The organism is Pseudomonas serbica (assembly GCF_028823535.1).
Lineage (GTDB): Bacteria > Pseudomonadota > Gammaproteobacteria > Pseudomonadales > Pseudomonadaceae > Aquipseudomonas > Aquipseudomonas serbica.
Window position 1 is genome coordinate 182,071 of sequence record NZ_JAQIYM010000008.1, and the last position, 18,282, is coordinate 200,352.

Annotated in this window: 17 protein-coding genes; 12 read left to right on the forward strand and 5 right to left on the reverse strand. The window is 57.4% G+C overall.

Translation table 11 applies throughout. The features are described from left to right. The first annotated feature begins 106 nt into the window (after window positions 1–106). A complete protein-coding gene (locus NQL71_RS14900; RefSeq protein ID WP_274642989.1) occupies window positions 107–1,024 on the forward strand; it encodes a LysR substrate-binding domain-containing protein in 918 nt (305 codons plus the stop codon). A gap of 917 nt (window positions 1,025–1,941) precedes the next feature. Here NQL71_RS14900 and NQL71_RS14905 read toward each other — a convergent pair. Continuing rightward, window positions 1,942–2,799: a site-specific integrase gene (locus tag NQL71_RS14905; RefSeq protein WP_274642900.1), complete on the reverse strand. Its 858-nt coding sequence runs from the start codon at window positions 2,797–2,799 to the stop codon at window positions 1,942–1,944. A 245-nt stretch (window positions 2,800–3,044) separates the two neighbouring features. Here NQL71_RS14905 and NQL71_RS14910 point away from each other — a divergent pair, with 245 nt between their 5' ends. After that, window positions 3,045–3,650: a class I SAM-dependent DNA methyltransferase gene (locus NQL71_RS14910; RefSeq protein WP_274642901.1), complete on the forward strand. Its 606-nt coding sequence runs from the start codon at window positions 3,045–3,047 to the stop codon at window positions 3,648–3,650. Window positions 3,651–3,862: 212 nt separating this feature from the next. On the opposite strand, the gene NQL71_RS14915 is transcribed toward NQL71_RS14910, so the two are convergent. Beyond that, window positions 3,863–5,203, reverse strand: a complete 1,341-nt coding sequence (locus NQL71_RS14915; RefSeq protein ID WP_082240472.1) for an MFS transporter — start codon at window positions 5,201–5,203, stop codon at window positions 3,863–3,865. Between the two features lie 300 nt (window positions 5,204–5,503). Here NQL71_RS14915 and NQL71_RS14920 point away from each other — a divergent pair, with 300 nt between their 5' ends. Further along, on the forward strand, window positions 5,504–6,937 hold the full coding sequence (locus tag NQL71_RS14920; RefSeq protein WP_274642902.1) for an aldehyde dehydrogenase family protein: 1,434 nt from the start codon (window positions 5,504–5,506) through the stop codon (window positions 6,935–6,937). A 62-nt stretch (window positions 6,938–6,999) separates the two neighbouring features. Here the strand turns inward: NQL71_RS14920 and NQL71_RS14925 are convergent, their stop codons facing one another. Beyond that, window positions 7,000–8,280, reverse strand: coding sequence for an OprD family porin (locus tag NQL71_RS14925; RefSeq protein ID WP_274642903.1), 1,281 nt, complete (start codon window positions 8,278–8,280; stop codon window positions 7,000–7,002). Window positions 8,281–8,504: 224 nt separating this feature from the next. Between NQL71_RS14925 and gcvA the strand changes: the two genes are divergently transcribed. The 9 genes from gcvA (at window position 8,505) to NQL71_RS36675 (ending at window position 15,875) form a co-directional block, all read left to right on the forward strand. Further along, entirely contained in the window at window positions 8,505–9,410 is a 906-nt protein-coding gene (gene gcvA / locus NQL71_RS14930) for a transcriptional regulator GcvA (RefSeq protein ID WP_077183504.1), read from the forward strand. 94 nt (window positions 9,411–9,504) lie between these two features. Further along, complete coding sequence (locus NQL71_RS14935) at window positions 9,505–10,443, forward strand: NAD(P)-dependent oxidoreductase (protein ID WP_274642904.1); 939 nt, start codon at window positions 9,505–9,507, stop codon at window positions 10,441–10,443. Window positions 10,444–10,688: 245 nt separating this feature from the next. Further along, on the forward strand, window positions 10,689–11,048 hold the full coding sequence (locus NQL71_RS14940) for a Zn-ribbon domain-containing OB-fold protein (protein WP_077183508.1): 360 nt from the start codon (window positions 10,689–10,691) through the stop codon (window positions 11,046–11,048). Further along, window positions 11,045–12,190, forward strand: a complete 1,146-nt coding sequence (locus NQL71_RS14945) for a thiolase family protein (protein ID WP_077183510.1) — start codon at window positions 11,045–11,047, stop codon at window positions 12,188–12,190. Before NQL71_RS14940 ends, NQL71_RS14945 begins: the two co-directional genes overlap by 4 nt. A 1-nt stretch (window position 12,191) precedes the next feature. Further along, window positions 12,192–12,956, forward strand: a complete 765-nt coding sequence (locus NQL71_RS14950; RefSeq protein ID WP_077183512.1) for an SDR family NAD(P)-dependent oxidoreductase — start codon at window positions 12,192–12,194, stop codon at window positions 12,954–12,956. Between the two features lie 10 nt (window positions 12,957–12,966). Further along, on the forward strand, window positions 12,967–13,773 hold the full coding sequence (locus tag NQL71_RS14955) for an enoyl-CoA hydratase/isomerase family protein (protein ID WP_274642905.1): 807 nt from the start codon (window positions 12,967–12,969) through the stop codon (window positions 13,771–13,773). Between the two features lie 18 nt (window positions 13,774–13,791). Then, entirely contained in the window at window positions 13,792–14,202 is a 411-nt protein-coding gene (locus tag NQL71_RS14960; protein ID WP_007980444.1) for a PaaI family thioesterase, read from the forward strand. After that, the gene (locus tag NQL71_RS14965; protein WP_274642906.1) at window positions 14,192–15,397 is read left to right on the forward strand and encodes a CaiB/BaiF CoA transferase family protein; all 1,206 of its coding nucleotides are present in this window, start codon (window positions 14,192–14,194) and stop codon (window positions 15,395–15,397) included. Before NQL71_RS14960 ends, NQL71_RS14965 begins: the two co-directional genes overlap by 11 nt. Before the next feature lie 166 nt (window positions 15,398–15,563). Continuing rightward, entirely contained in the window at window positions 15,564–15,875 is a 312-nt protein-coding gene (locus tag NQL71_RS36675; protein WP_343228878.1) for a hypothetical protein, read from the forward strand. Here the strand turns inward: NQL71_RS36675 and NQL71_RS14975 are convergent. Further along, on the reverse strand, window positions 15,799–16,302 hold the full coding sequence (locus NQL71_RS14975; protein ID WP_274642908.1) for a DUF934 domain-containing protein: 504 nt from the start codon (window positions 16,300–16,302) through the stop codon (window positions 15,799–15,801). The genes NQL71_RS36675 and NQL71_RS14975 overlap by 77 nt on opposite strands. Next, window positions 16,299–17,972 carry a nitrite reductase NirA gene (gene nirA / locus NQL71_RS14980; protein ID WP_274642909.1) on the reverse strand — a complete coding sequence of 558 codons (1,674 nt, stop codon included), beginning with the start codon at window positions 17,970–17,972 and terminating at the stop codon, window positions 16,299–16,301. The genes NQL71_RS14975 and nirA overlap by 4 nt, the downstream gene beginning before the upstream one ends. Window positions 17,973–18,282: the final 310 nt, after the last annotated feature.

The window sequence follows — 18,282 nt, forward strand, 5'->3', positions numbered from 1 at the left end:
TGAATGTCACTCGATGCTGAAAAAAATTCAGCACTCGTCAAGGCAGTTGCCAGGTGATTGAATGGAAGACAAGTCCATTAATCGTAAAAAATGCAGTGGGGGCGCCATGCGCACTGATGCCGATGCACCAATTATCTTGCCACCGCTGAGAGCAATTCAGGCCTTCGAGCAAACGGCTCGCTTCGGGAATGTTGCCAGGGCAGCGGAAGTACTGGATTTAACGCCATCCGCTGTTAGTCACCAACTGGCCAAGCTTGAGGGGATGATAGGCCGGCAATTGTTCGTTCGAGCGGCACGTGGTGTCTCTCTGACTCCGGTGGGGGAGCAATACCTGAAAGAAGTCTCCGGGATCCTGCACAGCCTTGCAGTGGCAACCGAGCGCGCTGCCAGCGATGTCAGTCTCGATTGTCTGCGGCTGCACTCATCGCCCAGCTTCGGCCTACTCTGGTTGATGCCGCGTCTCGAACAGTTCCGCGAGAGTCATCCCGATATCCAGCTCAACTTGTCGTGCTCCTACGAGTCACTGCACTTCAGCCGGGACAAGATTGATGTGGATATCCGCCATGGCATGCCCAACTGGCCAAGCTATGAGGTTCGCACAGTACAAAATGAAAAATTTGCCGTACTGACCTCACCCAAATTGCTTGCGCAACGACCTATCCAAACAGCGTCGGATCTACTCGATTGTGATTTGATATTGTCTGAAGCCACACTGCTCAAGTGGCCACAATGGTTCGCCCAACATGGTTTGGCTCGACCGGAAAGACCCTATGCATTGAGCTTTGATAGATCCTATATGTCACTGGAGGCCGCCAGCCACGGGCTTGGATTCGCATTGGAGAGTACGTTGCTCGCGCAAAAGTACCTGGCATCCGGTGCGTTAGTAGAAGTTGCGCCAGAGTCCCTCAGCGCTCCAGTGGCCGCCCATCATCTGGTGTTTCCAAAGGCACACTCCAACTTTCCGCGTGTCAGACGCTTTTTAGAGTGGATGGAAAGTGAGTTGGGACATGAATTCGCGTACTGAACGGCGCCAAAAAGATGAAACGCTATGCAGACATTTTTGTTTATCCCGGAGTGAGCGTTTAAGCAGCTATTGATTATTCATGTCGCTCTAAGGGCCATACCATTCAGCATATTTAGGTGCCCACCATCGCAGTAAGCGATGGCATTAGGAAGGTGTACTGCCCAGACGATTACGCAGCAGTAATGGAAGCTCGGTAATACCACAAGGAGAGGTGCGTCCATCTGGCATCCATCATTCGCAAAGCAACGCCCACCTCACTACAATCTCGGCAGATCGACCAACCCAAAGGTGAACCGTGGAATTCAAACGGGACAGATTCAACGGCGTCATTGTCGACTTCCGCTCTATACGCTTGAGCAAGCGAATTTCCTCATCGAGTTCCAAGCCGGACTGAGACATAAAAATTCGAGAGTAGGGGGCTGAGCGTTCTTTTGAAATCCTTGATCTTTAGATAAATGTCGTTGCTGAATCCGGTGGTTCCTCTATCCATTGCCCAGCGTAAAGCGTGCGAAAGACGACTACGTACTCTCTAGAGCAGTTCCAACTGTTGAATGCGCTAATAATTACATCGGCTGCCCAAGGGGATTTCAAGGAAGTATCACTTTCCGAAACCCGATGGAGCATTCTCGCGGCCCTATATGCAGTCGAAGGGGAGTATTTCTCTAACATATGGACAAAAAATGCTTTGGCTATTTCGATAAACTCTGAATTCAGCTTTAGGCCAGACCAATCAATATTCATTGCCATGCCGTCGTCGTACCACGTCCAGACGCTCAATCAAGTATCGACGTACCTTGGCTGGTCATTAGTGCGAGTTCGAATCGCAACCTGAGCCGGGCCCTCGAACACGTAGGCCGGAAAAGAGGAGGAGGGTGAAGCCTGTTCTTGATCGGCTGATCTGGTCACGGCGAACCTCCTTAACTGTCAAGTCGGCTCCAGGCTGCCGAGGCGCGCTCGACGTTATGGCGGTTGGCCGACTCGGCTAGATAACGACTTGCATAACGGCGTGGCATCGCCGATGTATCAGACCAGCCGCAGACTCGTCGGAGTTCGTCCGTGGCGCGCTCCAGGTTATGCCCACGCGTCTCGACCAGGTAAGCCAAGAAACGGTCGGCGAAGGTGTGGCGAAAGTCATGCGCAGAAAGTGTAGGCAACAACCCCGGATGAGCCAGTTCAATGGTCAGAAACAGCCGATCAAGGACGTTAGACAACGCGCGGATCAACAGCGGGCGACCTCGGTCAGAGATGAACAAATAGCGGTACAGCAATTTCATTGGTCTTCCGTTACGTATGGGGCGCCGTTCGCTCTGGATATAGCGCTCGTAGACCTCATACAACTGCGCAGAGATACCTACCGTCCGCCCGTGTGTTTTCAACGCAGGCGCTTCAGCGCGCGGGTCGCCTGGGTCATGTTCGCGGTCATTGATGCTGACATAGGCATGCTGGGAACCCTGGTTGATACCCGTGGTGTAGAGCTTCAGAAGCTCTCCGCGACGGATACCGGTCTCCAGCAGCAATTCAATCATTAGCCAATTGCGCAACTGCAATCGTTCCGGAAACGGATTCTCCGCAGCGCCCGGGCGAATCAGTGTGTGAATGATCTGGAGTTGCATATCTGTCAGGCTGCGGTATCGACTGCGGTATCGACTGCGGTCCGGCCGAGCATTGATGATGTAGATGAATGGGACTAGCTTGGGCAATGGCGCCGCTAGACCATCCTGCACAAGCAGTGGCACGCGCTGACCGGACGAGAAACGACACTGAATCAGCTTCATTGGCAGCCACCTCATTCAATGACGCGCCATGAACACGAAGGACACGGCCCGTTGAGAGATTGGACGCCAGATGCGTCTTTGTTTAATCAGTGCTTGAAGCTGCTCATGAACATATCTGACATAACACCTGATTTAACATAATATACATTATGCGTACCTATAGGTATTCCACAAAGGCCATCTCCCAAGTACATTCAAACCCCAGCGACGTCTCTCGACCAAGCATCCCCCTGGATTTTCCCCTCATGCATGAAGCAGCTCATCAGATCATTGATCTTTACGAACGTCACGCTCAAACATGGGACCGTGTTCGTTCGCGGCGTCTCGTCGAGCAATCCTGGCTCGATCGTTTTCGTCAGGCCATGCCAGTTGCGGCTGGGCCTGTCCTCGACATCGGCTGTGGCTGTGCCGAACCCATGGCGGCTTACTTGATTAATGCAGGACACGTCGTGTGTGGCATTGATTCGTCCATGGCGATGATCAGCTTGTGTCATCAGCGTTTCCCGCAGCACGGTTGGCATGTTGCCGACATGCGCCAGTTGGCGCTTGATCAGCGTTACGCAGGCATTCTGGCGTGGGACAGTTTCTTTCACCTGACGCCTGAGGATCAGCGTCGAATGTTCCCGATTTTCCAGGTTCATGCCCAACCGGGTGCCGCACTGATGTTTACCAGCGGGACGGCCCATGGCATTGCGTTGGGCCGCTTCGAGGGTGAAACGCTTTATCACGCCAGCCTGGACCACGATGAGTATGTTGCGCTGCTCAACGCCCACGGTTTTAGCGTCGTTGAGCAAATAACGGAAGATCCCGATTGTGGTGGGCACACGATCTGGCTCGCCGTTTTCGGTTAGAATTGGCCCGTTGCCCTGCCCCTTTATATAGATAAATCTTATAACTCAATTAAACGTCTATTTAGTTGAGTTAAGTTTGGACTGGTTCTAATCGCATTAAAACATTGTGCAACATCCAAAACCGCCCTCACCCTCCATATCCATCACTGAAATACCAAACACCCGATGCGGTGCATCGGGCGTTTGGTTCAAACCTATGCAACACTAAATAATCAGCGCAGCGGCAGTCCCTTGGTTTCTGGCATGCGCAGATAGACAACTGCACTTATGGCACTGATCACCGCCAGGTAAATCCAGAACAGGTGTCCATAGCCCCAACCGGCCATCGCGGCCATGAGATATGGCGCGGTTCCACCAAACAACGTCACAGACAACGCATACGGCAAAGCGATACCGGTCACGCGAACTTCAGCTGGAAATTGTTCCGCCATGGTTACTGCAGAGGCTGCGCCGAAGCCTGTCATGATGACCATGGAGATGGTTTGCAGGATGGTCACTTCCGTCAGGCTGATGCCTGCATGCAAAAGACCGAAGCTTGGCCACGCCCACAACACCGATGCGATGGCGAATGCAATCAGTACCGGCCGACGACCGACACGGTCGGCAAGTTTCCCGACAAAGGGCAGCAGCACCAGTGACACCCCCACCGAGATCACGCCTGCAAGCAATGTGTCACGGATCGACATACCGGTGATCAGGTGGACTTGCGAGGGATAGCTCACCATCCATACATAGTTCAGCAAATTACCAGCCATGGCGATGCCGATCACCCGCATCGCATCTTTTCTGTGGCTGAAAAACAGATCACGCAGAGGCTGTTTCTTGACGTTGCTCGCGGCGCGCGCCTTGAAGATTTCAGTCTCGCGCACCGACAGACGGATCCACAGCGCGATCACTCCCATCAGGGCGGCAATGATAAAGGCAACGCGCCAACCCCAGTCGTTCAACGCAGTGTCACTGCCCAGCGATGCCAGACCAAAGCCCAGCAGGAACGAAACCATTGTCCCGGCATTGATCGCAAACCATTGCCAGGAGCCGGCGAATGCGCGGCGGTGTGCAGGTGCCGACTCGATCAGGAACGCCGAAGCGGAACCGAATTCACCACCAGCGGAAAACCCCTGGACCAGGCGCGCGAAGACCAGAATGATCGGTGCGGCAATTCCAATGCTGTCGTAGTTGGGGCAAAGGCCGATGACCAGCGAGGCCAGCGACATCAGCAGGATAGAAAGCGTCAAACCTTTCTTGCGACCGTAGCGATCGGCTACCTGGCCGAGAACCGCACCACCGATAGGCCGCATGATGAAGCCGACGGCAAAGATCGCCAACACCGACAGCAAGCTGGTAAGACCGTCCCCGGCCGGGAAGAACTGGCGGGCAAGGATGGAAGAAAACGTGGCGTAAATAACCCAGTCGGTGTATTCGACGATGGTGCCAAGCGTTGCGGCGACAATGGCCTTTTTTTCGCCATAGGTCAGTTGTCGGCCTTTAGCATTCCCAGTGGCACCTGATGCTGGCTGCGTCAGTGCACTCATTAAACTATCGTCGTTATTCATTTCTATGGCTCCCGTGGGCGCTATTATTATTGACCTTTAGTCGCGGCCTTGTTACGGGTTAATACTGCTATTTACACCTCTCCAAGTGAATCGAGATTTACGCCCTGTATCGTTGACTAATTCTCAATGCATAGGCGTCTATTGAATATTCCAGACTGTTTGAAGTCGATTGACATTTGCTCAATCGCCAACGTCACAAAAGTCAGTTGAGCAATAAGCGGCCTCTGGATGTAATAGGTATTCGTAATGGAGTTTTAAACAGTAAAGACGCCCTCACTGCAGTTTCAGAGGAGACACACAATGTTTGTAAAAGTTAACAGCTTCGTCGACGGCCGTTCCCTGGCGCCGGCTGACGGGCAGTATGTCGACAAGATCGATCCGCGCACCGGAGCCAAGATCAGTGAAGTCGCCAGCAGCGGGCCGAAGGATGTGGCGCTGGCAATCGAGTCGGCAGCCTCGGCGCTGCAAGGCTGGCGCGACATGCGCCCCGCCGAACGTGGGCGCATCCTCAATGAATTCGGGCGCATCATCCGTCAAAGCGAAAATACGCTGGGCGCACTGGAAAAGGCCGATACTGGTAAACCCGGCAGTGAGATGGCGGCGCTGATGGACCTGACTGCCCAGTACTTCGAGTTTTATGGTGGCATCGTCAACGTCATGGACGGGGACGTGATCAACCAAGGCCCCGACTATCACATTTATACTCGCCGTGATCCCTTTGGCGTGATTGGCGTCATCCTGCCTTGGAACGCCCCGCTCCACCAGGCTGCGCGCGCTATCGCGCCCGCCCTCGCTACCGGCAATACCGTGGTGGCCAAACCCTCCGAACACACCTCTGCCTCGCTGGTGGAACTGGCGCGCATTGCCGTGCAAGCCGGAGTGCCTGCCGGCGTGTTCAATGTCATCGTGGGTAAAGGCAGCGTGATCGGCCCCGCCATGGCGCATAACCCACACATCCGCAAGATCTCCTTTACCGGCGGCCTGCGCGCTGGCCAGGAATTGGGACACATCGCCGCCGAACGCATCCTGCCGCTAACCCTTGAACTGGGCGGCAAGTCCGCCAATATCGTGTTCGACGATGCCGACCTCGATGCGGCCGCCAAAGGCTCGACCAAGGCATTTACCTGGAACAGCGGCCAATGGTGCGCGGCAGGCACACGGTTGCTGGTTCAGGAGAACATCCATGACCGCTTTGTCGACAAGCTGATTGCCGAAGTAAGTGCCCTACGGGTCGGCCCGGAGGATGACTCGACGTCCGGGCCGATTACCACTCACGCGCAGTTCGAGAAGATCCAGAGCTACTTCGCCATCGCCGAGCGCGAGGGGCTGAAGCCGGCAATCGGCGGTAAGGTGGCCACGCGAGCGGGCTATGAAAACGGCTGGTATATCGAGCCGACGGTCTACACCGGTGTAACCAACAATATGACCCTGGCGCGCGAGGAGATTTTTGGGCCTATCGTTTGCGTCATTCCCTTCAAGGATGAAGCCGATGCGTTGCGGATCGCCAACGACAGCGAATTCGGCCTCGGTGCCGGCATCTGGAGCCGTGACATCGGCCGGGTGCATCGGGTTGCGGCGCAGCTGGAGGCAGGCCGAATTGTCGTCAACGAGTACAGCGGCGGTTTCGTCCAGACGCCTTGCGGTGGCTTCAAGCAAAGTGGCTACGGTCGCGAGCAAGGCATCGACGCCCTCTCCCACTATACCCAGCTCAAATCTGTGATCATTCGCCTTTAAGTCCATTCCACACAAAAAAACAAAGGGCACAGCCATTGGCTGTGCCCTTTTCGTTAACTTGTTTACCAGATGGGCAGGGAGTAGCTGAGAATCAACCTGTTCTCGTCGATATCGCTGGCAAAGTTGCTGCGTGTGCTGGCGTTCTTCCATTTCACGGCAAGGTTTTTCAACGCACCACTCTGAATGACGTACGCCAGTTCTGTGTCCCGTTCCCACTCTTTTCCAGCCTGAGCCCGGTTGCGCACACTCACCTCGTCGCCCGACAGATAGCGGGTCATGAAGGTCAGGCCAGGAATGCCAAGTGCTGTGAAGTTGTAGTCGTAGCGCAGCTGCCAGGAACGCTCATCCTGATTGCCGAAATCATTGATTTGCACCAGGTTGATCAGATAAGCATCGGTGCCATTGAGGTTGGCGAAGCCGGTAGCGCCGCTCATACGTTGATACCCCAGTCCTACTGAATGTCCGATCGCGCTGTAGGTGAACATCGCGCCAAGTGCGGAGTTTTCGACGTTGCTGCCGCCCTCATCGAGGCTACGCGCCCAGCGGATATCGGACGTGAGCGATTGTCGCTCGGTAAGCGCCAGCTTGTGGTTTAACGTCAGGTAATGCTGCTGGTAGATGCCGTCCAGAACGCCGTAGTGGTAGGCCGCACTCAATGCCGGCGTCCAGCGATAGGTTACCCCTGCGAAATCGAAGCGCTCACTACTTGTCTTCCGGCCTGGCCGGATATTGCGTGCAGCGCCGTTGAACACCGTCATGGGCTCATTGTCGCTTGAGTTGCGCAGGTTGATACGGTCGAATCGCCCGAGATCGACGGTCGTATTGCTCAGGTCGGCACTGTTGAGCCAGGCACCACGAAACGTCTGCGGCAACAAGCGCGTGTCGTTGTACATCGCCACAGGCAGTTTGGGCATCAGGGTGCCGGCTTTCAGCGTGCTTTGCGCCAAGCGTACCTTGGCAGTCAGCCCCAGCTTGCTGTATTCATCCTGAGCGTGACCATCGCGGTCGGTAACGAGCAGACCCGTGCCGGTCCGTGATGGGCCCGAGTCCAACTTGATGCCGAGCATGCCCAATGCATCCAGGCCAACGCCGATCGCTCCGGGCGTAAAGCCGGATTCATAACGCAGGACAAAACCTTGAGCCCACTCTTCTGCCTTGCTTTGCGCCGCACTTGATTGGCGAAAGTCGCGATTGAAGTAGTAGTTGCGTAAATCCATGCTGGCTTTGCTGTCGGTGATGAAGTCCGCATAAGCCGGAGAATGCACAGTGCTGACTGCGCCGCACAATGCCAGTCCTGAGGCTCGGTGAAAATGCTTGCGATGGCGCGTTTTAGCGATCTTCATAAATGGATCTCTTATTGTTGTCGGAAGCCGCAACACGACCAGATGGCGCGTGCGCGCCGATCGTAGAAATCGCAGCCCCCGGACGACAATCGATTAAAACGGGCGCCTGCCTTGAGCTTTTATCAAACGTTCACTTTATTGTTGGGATGCGTCGGGCAATTAAATACACTCCGCGTCCTCGTTTTTTCCAATACAGTAACTTCCAACAACAAGAGATGACTTCCATGGACCGACTGCCGCCACTGAATGCCATCCGCGCGTTTGAGTCCGTAGCGCGTCATTTGAGCATCACCCATGCCGCCGATGAGTTGAATGTCACGCCGGGTGCGGTCAGTCGACAGATCCGCGCGCTCGAGGAATTTCTAGGACTCGACCTGTTTGTCCGGGGGCACCGGCAAATCACCTTGACCCCCTCCGGCGAACAATATTTCCGTGCGGTGGCCAGGATGATCGAAGACTTGCGCGGTGCCACGAAGAAACTCATGTCGCCGCCCTTGCGTCGGCAAATCAAGGTGCGTGCCTACACCACGTTTGCCATGCAATGGTTGATACCCAGGCTGGCCAGCTTTCACGCCGAACATCCCAAGATCGAAGTGTTGTTGACTGCATCGCTCGAGCCGGTCGACTTTTACAAGGAAGACATCGATGCCGCGATCCGTCTTGGTTCCGGCGAATGGCCTAATTGCAATTGTTACGTGTTGAGCGACAACCGCCTTGCACCTGTCTGCAGCCCTTCGCTTTTGCAACACGGGCCGGGCCTGAACACACCCGCCGACATCGCGCAGTACACCATGCTGCACTCGATCGCCAGACCCGAGGACTGGCGCTACTGGCTGGAGGCATGCGGTGTTAGCCGAGACGTCGATGCGCTTGCTGGCATGTCATATCAGAGTTCTTCGATGGTCTATGCCGCTGCCGCCGGTGGCCAGGGAATTGCCATGGCGCAGTTGTTCCTGGTTGAGAAAGAGCTGCGGGACGGCACCCTGATCAGGCCTTTCGAGCAAATTGTCGACATGGGCGTGTACACCTATTATCTGCTCACGCCAAAACACCGCGAAGAAAGCGATGACACGCGGGTTTTTCGCGAGTGGATCCTCGAACAGGCACGTTTGACCCGCGAAGGCGCTTGAGTTTTTTTCAACCAAAACAGGCCAATAACTCCTTTGTCGCAGGGAAATCCGCGCACCTAGTATGGTGTCTTCCCAATAATAAGGTCGACACGCCATGAGCAATTTTCCTAAGCATTGCGACTCTGCATCGAACGAAACCATCGGTTTTATCGGGTTAGGCGCAATGGGTCAGAAAATGGCCCACCACCTGCTGGACAACGGCTATGGCCTGAGCCTCTTCGATCCCAACCCGCAAGTATTGGCACCCTTGCTCGCACGCGGAGCGCGCAACCACGCCAGCCCCCGCGAAGTCGCCGATCACGCCCAGATCGTACTGATTTGCGTGCCGACCCCGGATATCGTCGAGCACGTGGTGCTGGGCGACAACGGGGTCATCCACGGTGAACTGGTGAAAATCCTGGTGGACCACTCCACCACCGGTCCGAGTATGGCCAGGCGCGTGGAGCAGGCGTTGCGTAAACGCGGTATCCAGGCATTGGACGCGCCCTTGGCCGGTGGCGTGACAGGCGCAGTCAATGGGACCCTGTCGGTGATGGTCGGGGGTGACCAGACCGCTTTCCAACAGTGCGAGCCGGTGTTCGCCTGTTTCGGCAAAAAAGTCGAACATATCGGCACAACGCCAGGCCTGGGCCAGACCTTGAAGCTGGTCAACAACATGATCGTTGGAGCCACTCTGGTGGCCACCAGCGAAGCACTGCTATTCGGTATCAAGTCCGGGCTAGAACCAGGGCAGATGCTGGAAATGCTCAACGCAAGTACCGCCCGCAGTTTCAGCAGTGAACAGATACTGGCCGGTACCGTGATGCAGCGCGAATTCGATTTCGGCTTTCGCCTGGACCTGATGCGCAAGGATATACGGCTGTTCCTCGCCGAGGCGGAAAACGTCGGCACATCGGCCTTCACCTGCGCAGTGGTCAAGCAGTTCTTCGATCAGGCCATGAGCGAAGGTGACCCGGCCCGCGACATGACCCATGTAGTCAAAGTGCTCGAAAAAATGGCCGGCGCCACCATCGGGGGGCGTACCTCGTCATAGCCTCACCCTCCTCCTTTTCTGGATGAAGGAAAGCTGTCTTCGCTGACGGGTTTCAAGGCGTAAAATATACCAGGCGGGCCGGTAAGGCCGCCTGCGTGGGCGTCTCTCAACGCGCCCCTCTACCGCTCCTGGTTTGATTTTTTCTCAATTCAACCGCGTTTTTATATCGTTTGTCGCCCATTGAGGCGTATCCGAACATACCTCCAGACGTTCGCTATCGAGCGTCGATAAAAACAGGAGGTCACATGAACAGTCCGTCACCCATCTGGGCATCCACCACACCGCCCGCTCTTGCTGCCTCACGACATCTGGGCACTGACGAAATCTTCTTTCCCGCGGTACCTGCAGAATCGCCCCTGGCCGATCAGTTCCAGGACACCACCCTGAGCGTGGAAGGCCGCGTGTATAGCTTCACCATCATGCACCCCAGCCCCAAGAGCGGCTTGACCCCCTTCGTTCTGGCCTACGTCGACCTACCCGGTCCGGTCCGCCTGTTCGGCCGCCTCAATGGCAGCAGCGGCCGTCCGTTCATTGGCGAAAAATGCCGTGTGATTGCCGACGAGACTTTTGGCTACGTATTCGAATCCCTGGAGGTACGTCCATGACCCAGATGCATGTAATGGGCGCGGCGATGACGCCATTTGGCCGCCACGTTGGTGTGATGGCACCGGAGCTTGCCCAGCGAGCGATTCTTGACGCGGTGGCCGACGCCGGCATTGCCCTGGCCGACATCCAGGCGGTTTATTGCGCCAATGTGTTGGGCGGAATGATTCTCGGCCAGGTGATCTTGCGTGACCTGGGCCTCAAGGGCATTCCGGTCTACAACATCGAAAACGCCTGCGCCAGCGGCGCCACGGCGGTCCACCTGGCTCGGCATGCACTTCTGGCCGGGCAATACGAGCGGGTACTGGTGTTTGGCATCGAGCAATTGACCGCGCTGGGCGGCGGCACCATCCCCATGCAGCGCAACGATCGCATGACCGACCTGTACGCCACCGCCGGTATGGTCCTGCCTGCGGTGTACGCCATGCGTGCCACCCGTTTTATCCATGAGCGCGATGCCAAACCAGCCGACCTCGCGGCTATCGCCGTGAAAAACCGCCACCATGGTTCGCTCAATGAATATGCGCAGCAGCGTACCGAAGTCACCCTGGAACAGGTGCTGAGTTCGCGGATGATCGCCGACCCGCTGACCCTGTTGCAGTGCTGCCCGTCGCAAGTCGATGGCGCTGCCGCAATGGTGCTCGGAACGCAGCCGGGACCACAGGCCAAAGCCGTCAAGGTGCTGGGGTCGATCGTTGTCTCGGGCATGCGCGAAACCGGTGATGACGACATTCTCGATGCCGAAATCACCGCGCGGGCGGCACGCATGGCCTATGAGCAAGCCGGTGTGGCGCCCGCTGATATCGGCGTGGTCGAACTGCATGACGCCTTCACTATCGCCGAATTGCTCTATTACGAAGCCCTCGGCCTGGCGGCACCGGGCGAAGCCGTGTCGTTGTTGCACTCCGGTGCCACCGCCCTTGGCGGCCGCGTACCAGTCAACCCCAGTGGCGGTCTGCTTGCCAAGGGCCATCCACTAGGCGCCACTGGCGTCGCACAAATGGTCGAGCTGACCTGGCAATTGCAAGGGCGTGCCGGCAGCCGCCAGGCCGGTACACCGAAGCTGGGCCTGGCTCAATGCACCGGTGGAGGCATCGCCGGCGTCGATCACGCTGCCTCTGCCGTCCACATTCTGGGAGTTTGAGATGAGCACACGAAACTTCACTGCCACACAGGTCGCCGCCATCACCGGCGCCGCTCGCGGCATCGGCTTGGCAATCGCCGAGCGATTGGCGCGCCAGGGCGTGTTTGTCTATCTGCTGGATCGCGACGAAGCCGCCTTGGCCGGTAGCGTTGATGCCTTGACGGGGCAAGGGTTGAAGGTCGCTGGCATTGCGCTGGACTTGACCGAAGGTGAGGCTGTCACTGCGGCGTTTGCACGGATCCACGAAGCCCACGGGTCGCTCGACTTTCTGGTCAATAACGCCGGTGTGGTCAGGGACAAGCGTTTCCTGAGCATGACCGAGCAGGACTGGGACCTGGTAGTCGATACCAACCTGCGCGCTCAATTCCTCTGCTGCAAGGCCGCCCTGCCGTTGATGCTGGAAAAAGGCTTCGGCCGTATCGTCAACATGTCTTCCAGGGCCTGGCTAGGCGGTTTTGGCCAGGCCAACTACTCGGCGGCCAAGGGCGGCGTGGTGAGCCTGACCCGCAGCCTGGCCATCGAGTTCGCCGCCAAGGGCATCACTGTCAACGCCATCGCGCCCGGCATTGTCGATACCCCGCTGTTCCAGAGCTTCGCCCCTGACGTTCAGACAAAACTTAAGGAAACCGTGCCGGTAAAACGCATTGGTACCCCCGAGGACATCGCCAGCGCCGTGGAGTTTTTCCTCGACCCGGCCAGTTCCTATGTGACCGGACAAACCTTGTATGTCTGTGGCGGACGCAGTCTGTCGTCAGCCAGTGTCTGAGGTGAGCGCCATGTCAGTTTCTATGCAAATACAGGGGGCGATTGCGCTGATCACCCTTGATCGCCCGCAGGCCTTGAATGCCCTGGACCTGGACGCGCTCCAGGCCCTTCGTGAGCACCTGGTGCATGTGCGCGACAACCATGCGCTGCGTGTCGCCGTCATCACCGGTGCCGGCGAGCGGGCGTTCTGCGTCGGTGCAGATCTTAAAAGTACCCGCTCTTCGTCCGCCTCATATGCCCAGGCGCTGTTCCTGGCCAATGAGCCTGCTGCCGATGCCGGTCTTTACATCCGCTTGATGGACCTCACCGACCTTGACCTGCACAAGCCACTGATTGCCGCTGTCAACGGTCACTGCCTGGGCGGTGGATTGGAGCTGGCATTGCAATGCGACCTGCGCATCTCCAGCAGCAGCGCCTCCTTCGGGCTGCCCGAGGCTGCCGTGGGCTCTATCCCTGCAGTCAGTGGTCTGCACCGGCTGATGCGGGCGATACCGGCGGCCCCTGCCATGCAGATGGCCTTGACCGGGCAACGCATCGATGCCCATCAGGCACTGAGTGTCGGGCTGATCTCCGAGCGGCTGGACAGCCACGAGGCATTGCTGGCGCGCGCCATGGAGATCGCCGAACGTATTGCACAGCAGGCGCCCCTGGCCATACAGGCGCTGCAAACCCTGTCACGCAGCACAGCGCACCTCAGCGACCGCGATGCCCAGCGTTTGACAGAGTTGTATTGGGGGGTACTGCGCGATACCGAAGATCGTATCGAGGGGCGTCAAGCCTTTGCCGAGAAACGTGTACCGCACTACAAGGGCCGCTAGATGGCCCGAGGAGCGATCATGCAATTGCACAATCCCTTTCTTCAGGGGCTGGGCGTCACGTTGGTCCGCTGGGTGCCAGGAGAGGCTGAATTCCAGCTGCACATCTCCGAGCAACATCTCAACCGCCAGGGCGCCTTGCACGGTGGGATGATCGCCACGTTGATGGACGCGGCTTGCGGCTATGCAGGCCTGCACACTGGCGAAGGCGAAGCAGAGATTCATGGACTCACCGCGATGCTGAACATTGCCTACCTGCAACCGGCATTCGAGGGGAGCGTTAGCGCATTGGGTCGGGTTCGCCGCGCCGGCAGGAGCCTCTACTTCGCCGAAGCCGAGCTGCTGTCCGACACCGGCGTACTTCTGGCCACCGCACAGGGGACCTTCAAGAAACCCCGGGCGTCGATCCGCGGAGGTAATCATGTTACGTAACGCACTGGAGGGCCTCACTGTCCTCGATTTCACCCAGATCGCCGCAGGCCCGACGGCGACCATGCTGCTGGCCGACATGGGCGCTCGTGTGATCAAGGTCGAACCCCGCGAAGGAGAGTTGGGGCGTACCCTGGGACCCGCCTGGGTGGGTGCAGACAGCGCGCTTTACCACGCTTTCAATCGCGGTAAGCAATGCATTGGCCTGGACCTCAAGCACCCCGACAGCATCGAGGTCATCAAGCGCCTGGTGCTGCAAGCCGACGTGCTGATCGAAAGCATGCGCCCAGGTGTGATGACCCGGCTGGGCCTGGGTTATGAAACCCTGGCCGCGCTCAAGCCTGACCTGATCTATTGCTCAATCTCAGCCTACGGCCAGGAAGGTCCCTATTCGGACCGGGCGGGCGTCGACGGGATTCTACAAGCAGATTCCGGACTGATGAGCCTGATTGGAACGCCAGGCTCGGCCCCCTGCAAAGTGCAGGCGCCAGTGGTGGACGTAGTCACCGGCTACATGGCCTGCATGGCTGTATTGGCCAAGCTGCACGCCCGTCAGCACGATGGGCTGGGCGGCCATCTGGATGTCAACCTGATGAACTCGGCGCTGGCACTGCAACAGTCGTCCATCACCAGTTACCTGAGCGATGGTAAGTTGCCGACTCGCATCGGCAGTGGCGCACCCTACTCGGCTCCCAACGAAGCCTTCCAGACCGAGGATGGCTGGCTGATGGTTGCGGCTTACAACGGCAACCGCTGGCCGACATTGTGCACGGTGTTGAACCACGAAGAATGGATTGCCGACCCACGCTTCGTCAGCTCCGCGCAACGAGTCATCCACCGCGCCGAAATGTGCGCAGCGCTGACCGACGTGTTCATGAGCAAGCCAACAGCCCATTGGCTGCAGGTGTTGCATGAAGCGGACATTCTCTGCTCCAAGGTGGCAGACTACAGCGATCTGATGAAGCATCCGCAGCTCGCCAGCAATGGCATGCTGGTTGAGCTCAACCATCCTGTACATGGCGCCGTGCGCGTCCCGGGGTTTCCCATCAACAGCGTGCAGGCTGCGCAAACGCCCTATGCGCCAGCCCCGCAAAACGGTGAACATTCTCGCTCGGTGCTGCGCGACTTTGCGTTTTCCGAAGCGCAGATCGCCGCGCTGGAGGCATCGCAGGCGTTGCACTGTAGCGAACCCCTCTGATCGCCAGTAGCTGAACCCCGGGCCCTTTCTTCGCGATGCGCCGAAAGGGCTCGGGGTTTTTCTTTTCTGCAAAACACTCCGCTATTGAAACTCGCTGCACATGTCGCGGATTTCTTCACTGTTTACGATGCATCATGGCCGACCCCCACAGGTAATGCTCGGAAAGATGGGCCTGGATGGCCATGATCGCGGGTTCCGCTTGATCGCCTCGCTTCTCGTCGGAGCAGGATTTCGGGTCACGATGCTGCCACTGTTCCAGAGCCCCACTGAACTGCTGGCGTCCAAGGACGGCGCCGGGCCGGTCGACCTGATCGGGTTTCCCAGCCTGGCGGGGGGGCACAACCCAATACTCTACGACCTGCTCGAACATCGACGTCCGCGCGAACTGAATACGGCAAGGTTCAGCGGCGCCGAAACAGCGGCCGCGGCTCAATCACCGAACCCCCATACAGCACGCTCATACCAGCCAGTCCTTTAAGGGCATCTTCAGAGGATTTGTCTTCACGCACGGCAAAGCTGGTGAATCCGCACTGGCGCATGTGGCTGAGCTGATCACGCAGCACATCGCCGATTGCGCGCAACTCGCCCTCCCAGCCCAGCCTCGTGCGCAGCAAATAGGCCTGGCTGTAGCCGCGCCCGTCGCGAAAGCTGGGGAAATCCAGGGCGATAAGCGGCAATACATCCAGCCACAATTCAAGGCTTTCCAAATCGTCATCGGGGCCAAGCCACACGCCATCCACACTGATGGCCTGTAGCGTGCTCTTCTCCTGTCTCTGGCGCCACCGCGCCAGTGGCAGGATCAGCGGGCCGGCCGGGAGTTCGCCCTCGATGTCACGGATCAGGGTCCAGTGGTCATCGAGAACATGGCGAGCACCGCCTTCGCACAACATCAGCAAGTTGTTCATGCCACCGCCTCCGCGTACTTTGGGTAAACCCGCTCCTTGAACGGCTCGATACCGATGCGGGAGAACGTATCGATGAAGTTTTCATCGACTTCGCGATAGTCGACGAAGGTGTCGACGATGCGCTCGATAACATCCGGTATTTGCTCGGCGCTGAACGACGGACCGATCACTTTGCCCAATGCCGCCGCTTTGCCCTCGGCACCACCCAGGGTGATCTGGTACCACTCCATGCCGTTTTTATCGACACCAAGGATGCCTATATTGCCGATGTGGTGATGACCACAGGCATTCATGCAGCCGGAAATGTTCAAGCTGAAATCACCCAGGTCATGCAGGAAGTCCAGGTCATTGAAACGCGCCTGGATCGCAGCGGTAATGGGTAGCGAGCGAGCATTGGCCAGGGCACAAAAATCGCCACCGGGGCAGGCAATGATGTCAGTCAATAAGCCAGCATTGGCCACCCCCAGCCCGTGCTCTCTGGCCAGCATCCACAACGCGAGCAAATCGCTCTTGCGCACGTCCGGTAAAATCAGGTTCTGTTCATGAGCGATACGTATCTCACCGAAACCGAAAAGCTCCGACCAGTCGGCCACCGCCTCCATCTGCACTGCTGTCAAGTCGCCAGGTGGTGTGTCCGCCCCGGGTTTTGTTGACAGCACGACACTCACGTAGCCGGGGACTTTATGCGCCTGGGTATTACGCGATACCCAGCGTGCAAAGTCAGGAAAAGCCATCAGATCACTGCCAAAACTCAGTTCGGTATGACTCAGCGATTGATACGCTGGGACGACAAAGGCACGGGCGACGCGCTGGTATTCGACTTCAGTCAGTTGCGCGGGGCCATCCTTGATCTGCTGCCACTCCTGCTCGACTTCAGCAGCAAAGGCTTCGATGCCCAGCGACTTGACCAGGATCTTGATGCGCGCCTTGTACTTGTTGTCTCGTCGTCCGTGGCGGTTGTAGACCCGCAGTACTGCTTCGACATAAGACAGCAAATGCTCCCAGGGCAGGTCTTCCCGAATCTGCTGCGACAAGATCGGAGTTCGTCCCAGTCCACCGCCGACCATTACCCGCAAGCGCATATGGCCTGCTTCGTCGGCATACAGGTACAGGCCGATGTCGTGCATCATGATCGCCGCACGATCCTGTTTTGCGGAACAGATCGCAATCTTGAACTTGCGCGGCAGGTACAGAAACTCCGGGTTGATCGTTGACCACTGCCGCAGGATTTCGGCCAAAGGTCGCGGATCCATCAGTTCATCGGCCGCGACGCCGGCAAAGGCTTCGGTGGTGATATTGCGCACACAATTTCCCGAGGTCTGGATCGCATGCATGTCCACTTGTGCCAGGTGCTGCAGAATCTCGGGTACCTGATGCAGCTCGATCCAGTTGTACTGCAGGTTTTGCCGGGTGGTGAAATGCCCGTAGCCGCGATCATAGTCGCGAGCGATTCGCGCCAGGGTGCGCAACTGCCGCGCCGACAGAGTGCCGTAGGGAATTGCGACCCGCAGCATATAGGCATGCTTCTGCATATACAGACCGTTCTGCAGACGCAGCGGCAGAAACTCTTCTTCGCTCAACTCGCCCGCCTGATAGCGTTCGACCTGATCGCGAAATTGCTCTACGCGCTCCAGCACCAGTGCACGGTCGTAGTCGTCGTATTGATACATGCTCGGGTCCTCATCAGTGTTTGCCCTCTCACACGGGGCAACTTCGATGGGGTCAATATGCGCTTGCACTGATATTCATTACAGAATCAGGTCATGCATAAAAAACCGGATCAGATCTGGTGCAATCCATCCGGCACTCGTGGCATAACTGATATTGTTTTTTTTACAGCTTGGCGCGTCTGTTCTGACGTGGAGCAACCGCCACATCCCCCACCAATACTCAAATCAATATGTGATGGCTTTTAATTGCTTATCTGATCCCTTCAATGAACCGTGCACTCCCGTAGATGTACGAAAATTCGTAATCCCC

Bases quoted from the DNA above. Each gene is read 5' to 3' on its own strand.
- NQL71_RS14900 (WP_274642989.1), top strand. From the start codon at position 107: ATGCGCACTGATGCCGATGCACCAATTATCTTGCCACCGCTGAGAGCA.
- NQL71_RS14905 (WP_274642900.1), bottom strand. From the start codon at position 2,799: ATGAAGCTGATTCAGTGTCGTTTCTCGTCCGGTCAGCGCGTGCCACTG.
- NQL71_RS14910 (WP_274642901.1), top strand. From the start codon at position 3,045: ATGCATGAAGCAGCTCATCAGATCATTGATCTTTACGAACGTCACGCT.
- NQL71_RS14915 (WP_082240472.1), bottom strand. From the start codon at position 5,203: ATGAATAACGACGATAGTTTAATGAGTGCACTGACGCAGCCAGCATCA.
- NQL71_RS14920 (WP_274642902.1), top strand. From the start codon at position 5,504: ATGTTTGTAAAAGTTAACAGCTTCGTCGACGGCCGTTCCCTGGCGCCG.
- NQL71_RS14925 (WP_274642903.1), bottom strand. From the start codon at position 8,280: ATGAAGATCGCTAAAACGCGCCATCGCAAGCATTTTCACCGAGCCTCA.
- gcvA (WP_077183504.1), top strand. From the start codon at position 8,505: ATGGACCGACTGCCGCCACTGAATGCCATCCGCGCGTTTGAGTCCGTA.
- NQL71_RS14935 (WP_274642904.1), top strand. From the start codon at position 9,505: ATGAGCAATTTTCCTAAGCATTGCGACTCTGCATCGAACGAAACCATC.
- NQL71_RS14940 (WP_077183508.1), top strand. From the start codon at position 10,689: ATGAACAGTCCGTCACCCATCTGGGCATCCACCACACCGCCCGCTCTT.
- NQL71_RS14945 (WP_077183510.1), top strand. From the start codon at position 11,045: ATGACCCAGATGCATGTAATGGGCGCGGCGATGACGCCATTTGGCCGC.
- NQL71_RS14950 (WP_077183512.1), top strand. From the start codon at position 12,192: ATGAGCACACGAAACTTCACTGCCACACAGGTCGCCGCCATCACCGGC.
- NQL71_RS14955 (WP_274642905.1), top strand. From the start codon at position 12,967: ATGTCAGTTTCTATGCAAATACAGGGGGCGATTGCGCTGATCACCCTT.
- NQL71_RS14960 (WP_007980444.1), top strand. From the start codon at position 13,792: ATGCAATTGCACAATCCCTTTCTTCAGGGGCTGGGCGTCACGTTGGTC.
- NQL71_RS14965 (WP_274642906.1), top strand. From the start codon at position 14,192: ATGTTACGTAACGCACTGGAGGGCCTCACTGTCCTCGATTTCACCCAG.
- NQL71_RS36675 (WP_343228878.1), top strand. From the start codon at position 15,564: ATGGGCCTGGATGGCCATGATCGCGGGTTCCGCTTGATCGCCTCGCTT.
- NQL71_RS14975 (WP_274642908.1), bottom strand. From the start codon at position 16,302: ATGAACAACTTGCTGATGTTGTGCGAAGGCGGTGCTCGCCATGTTCTC.
- nirA (WP_274642909.1), bottom strand. From the start codon at position 17,972: ATGTATCAATACGACGACTACGACCGTGCACTGGTGCTGGAGCGCGTA.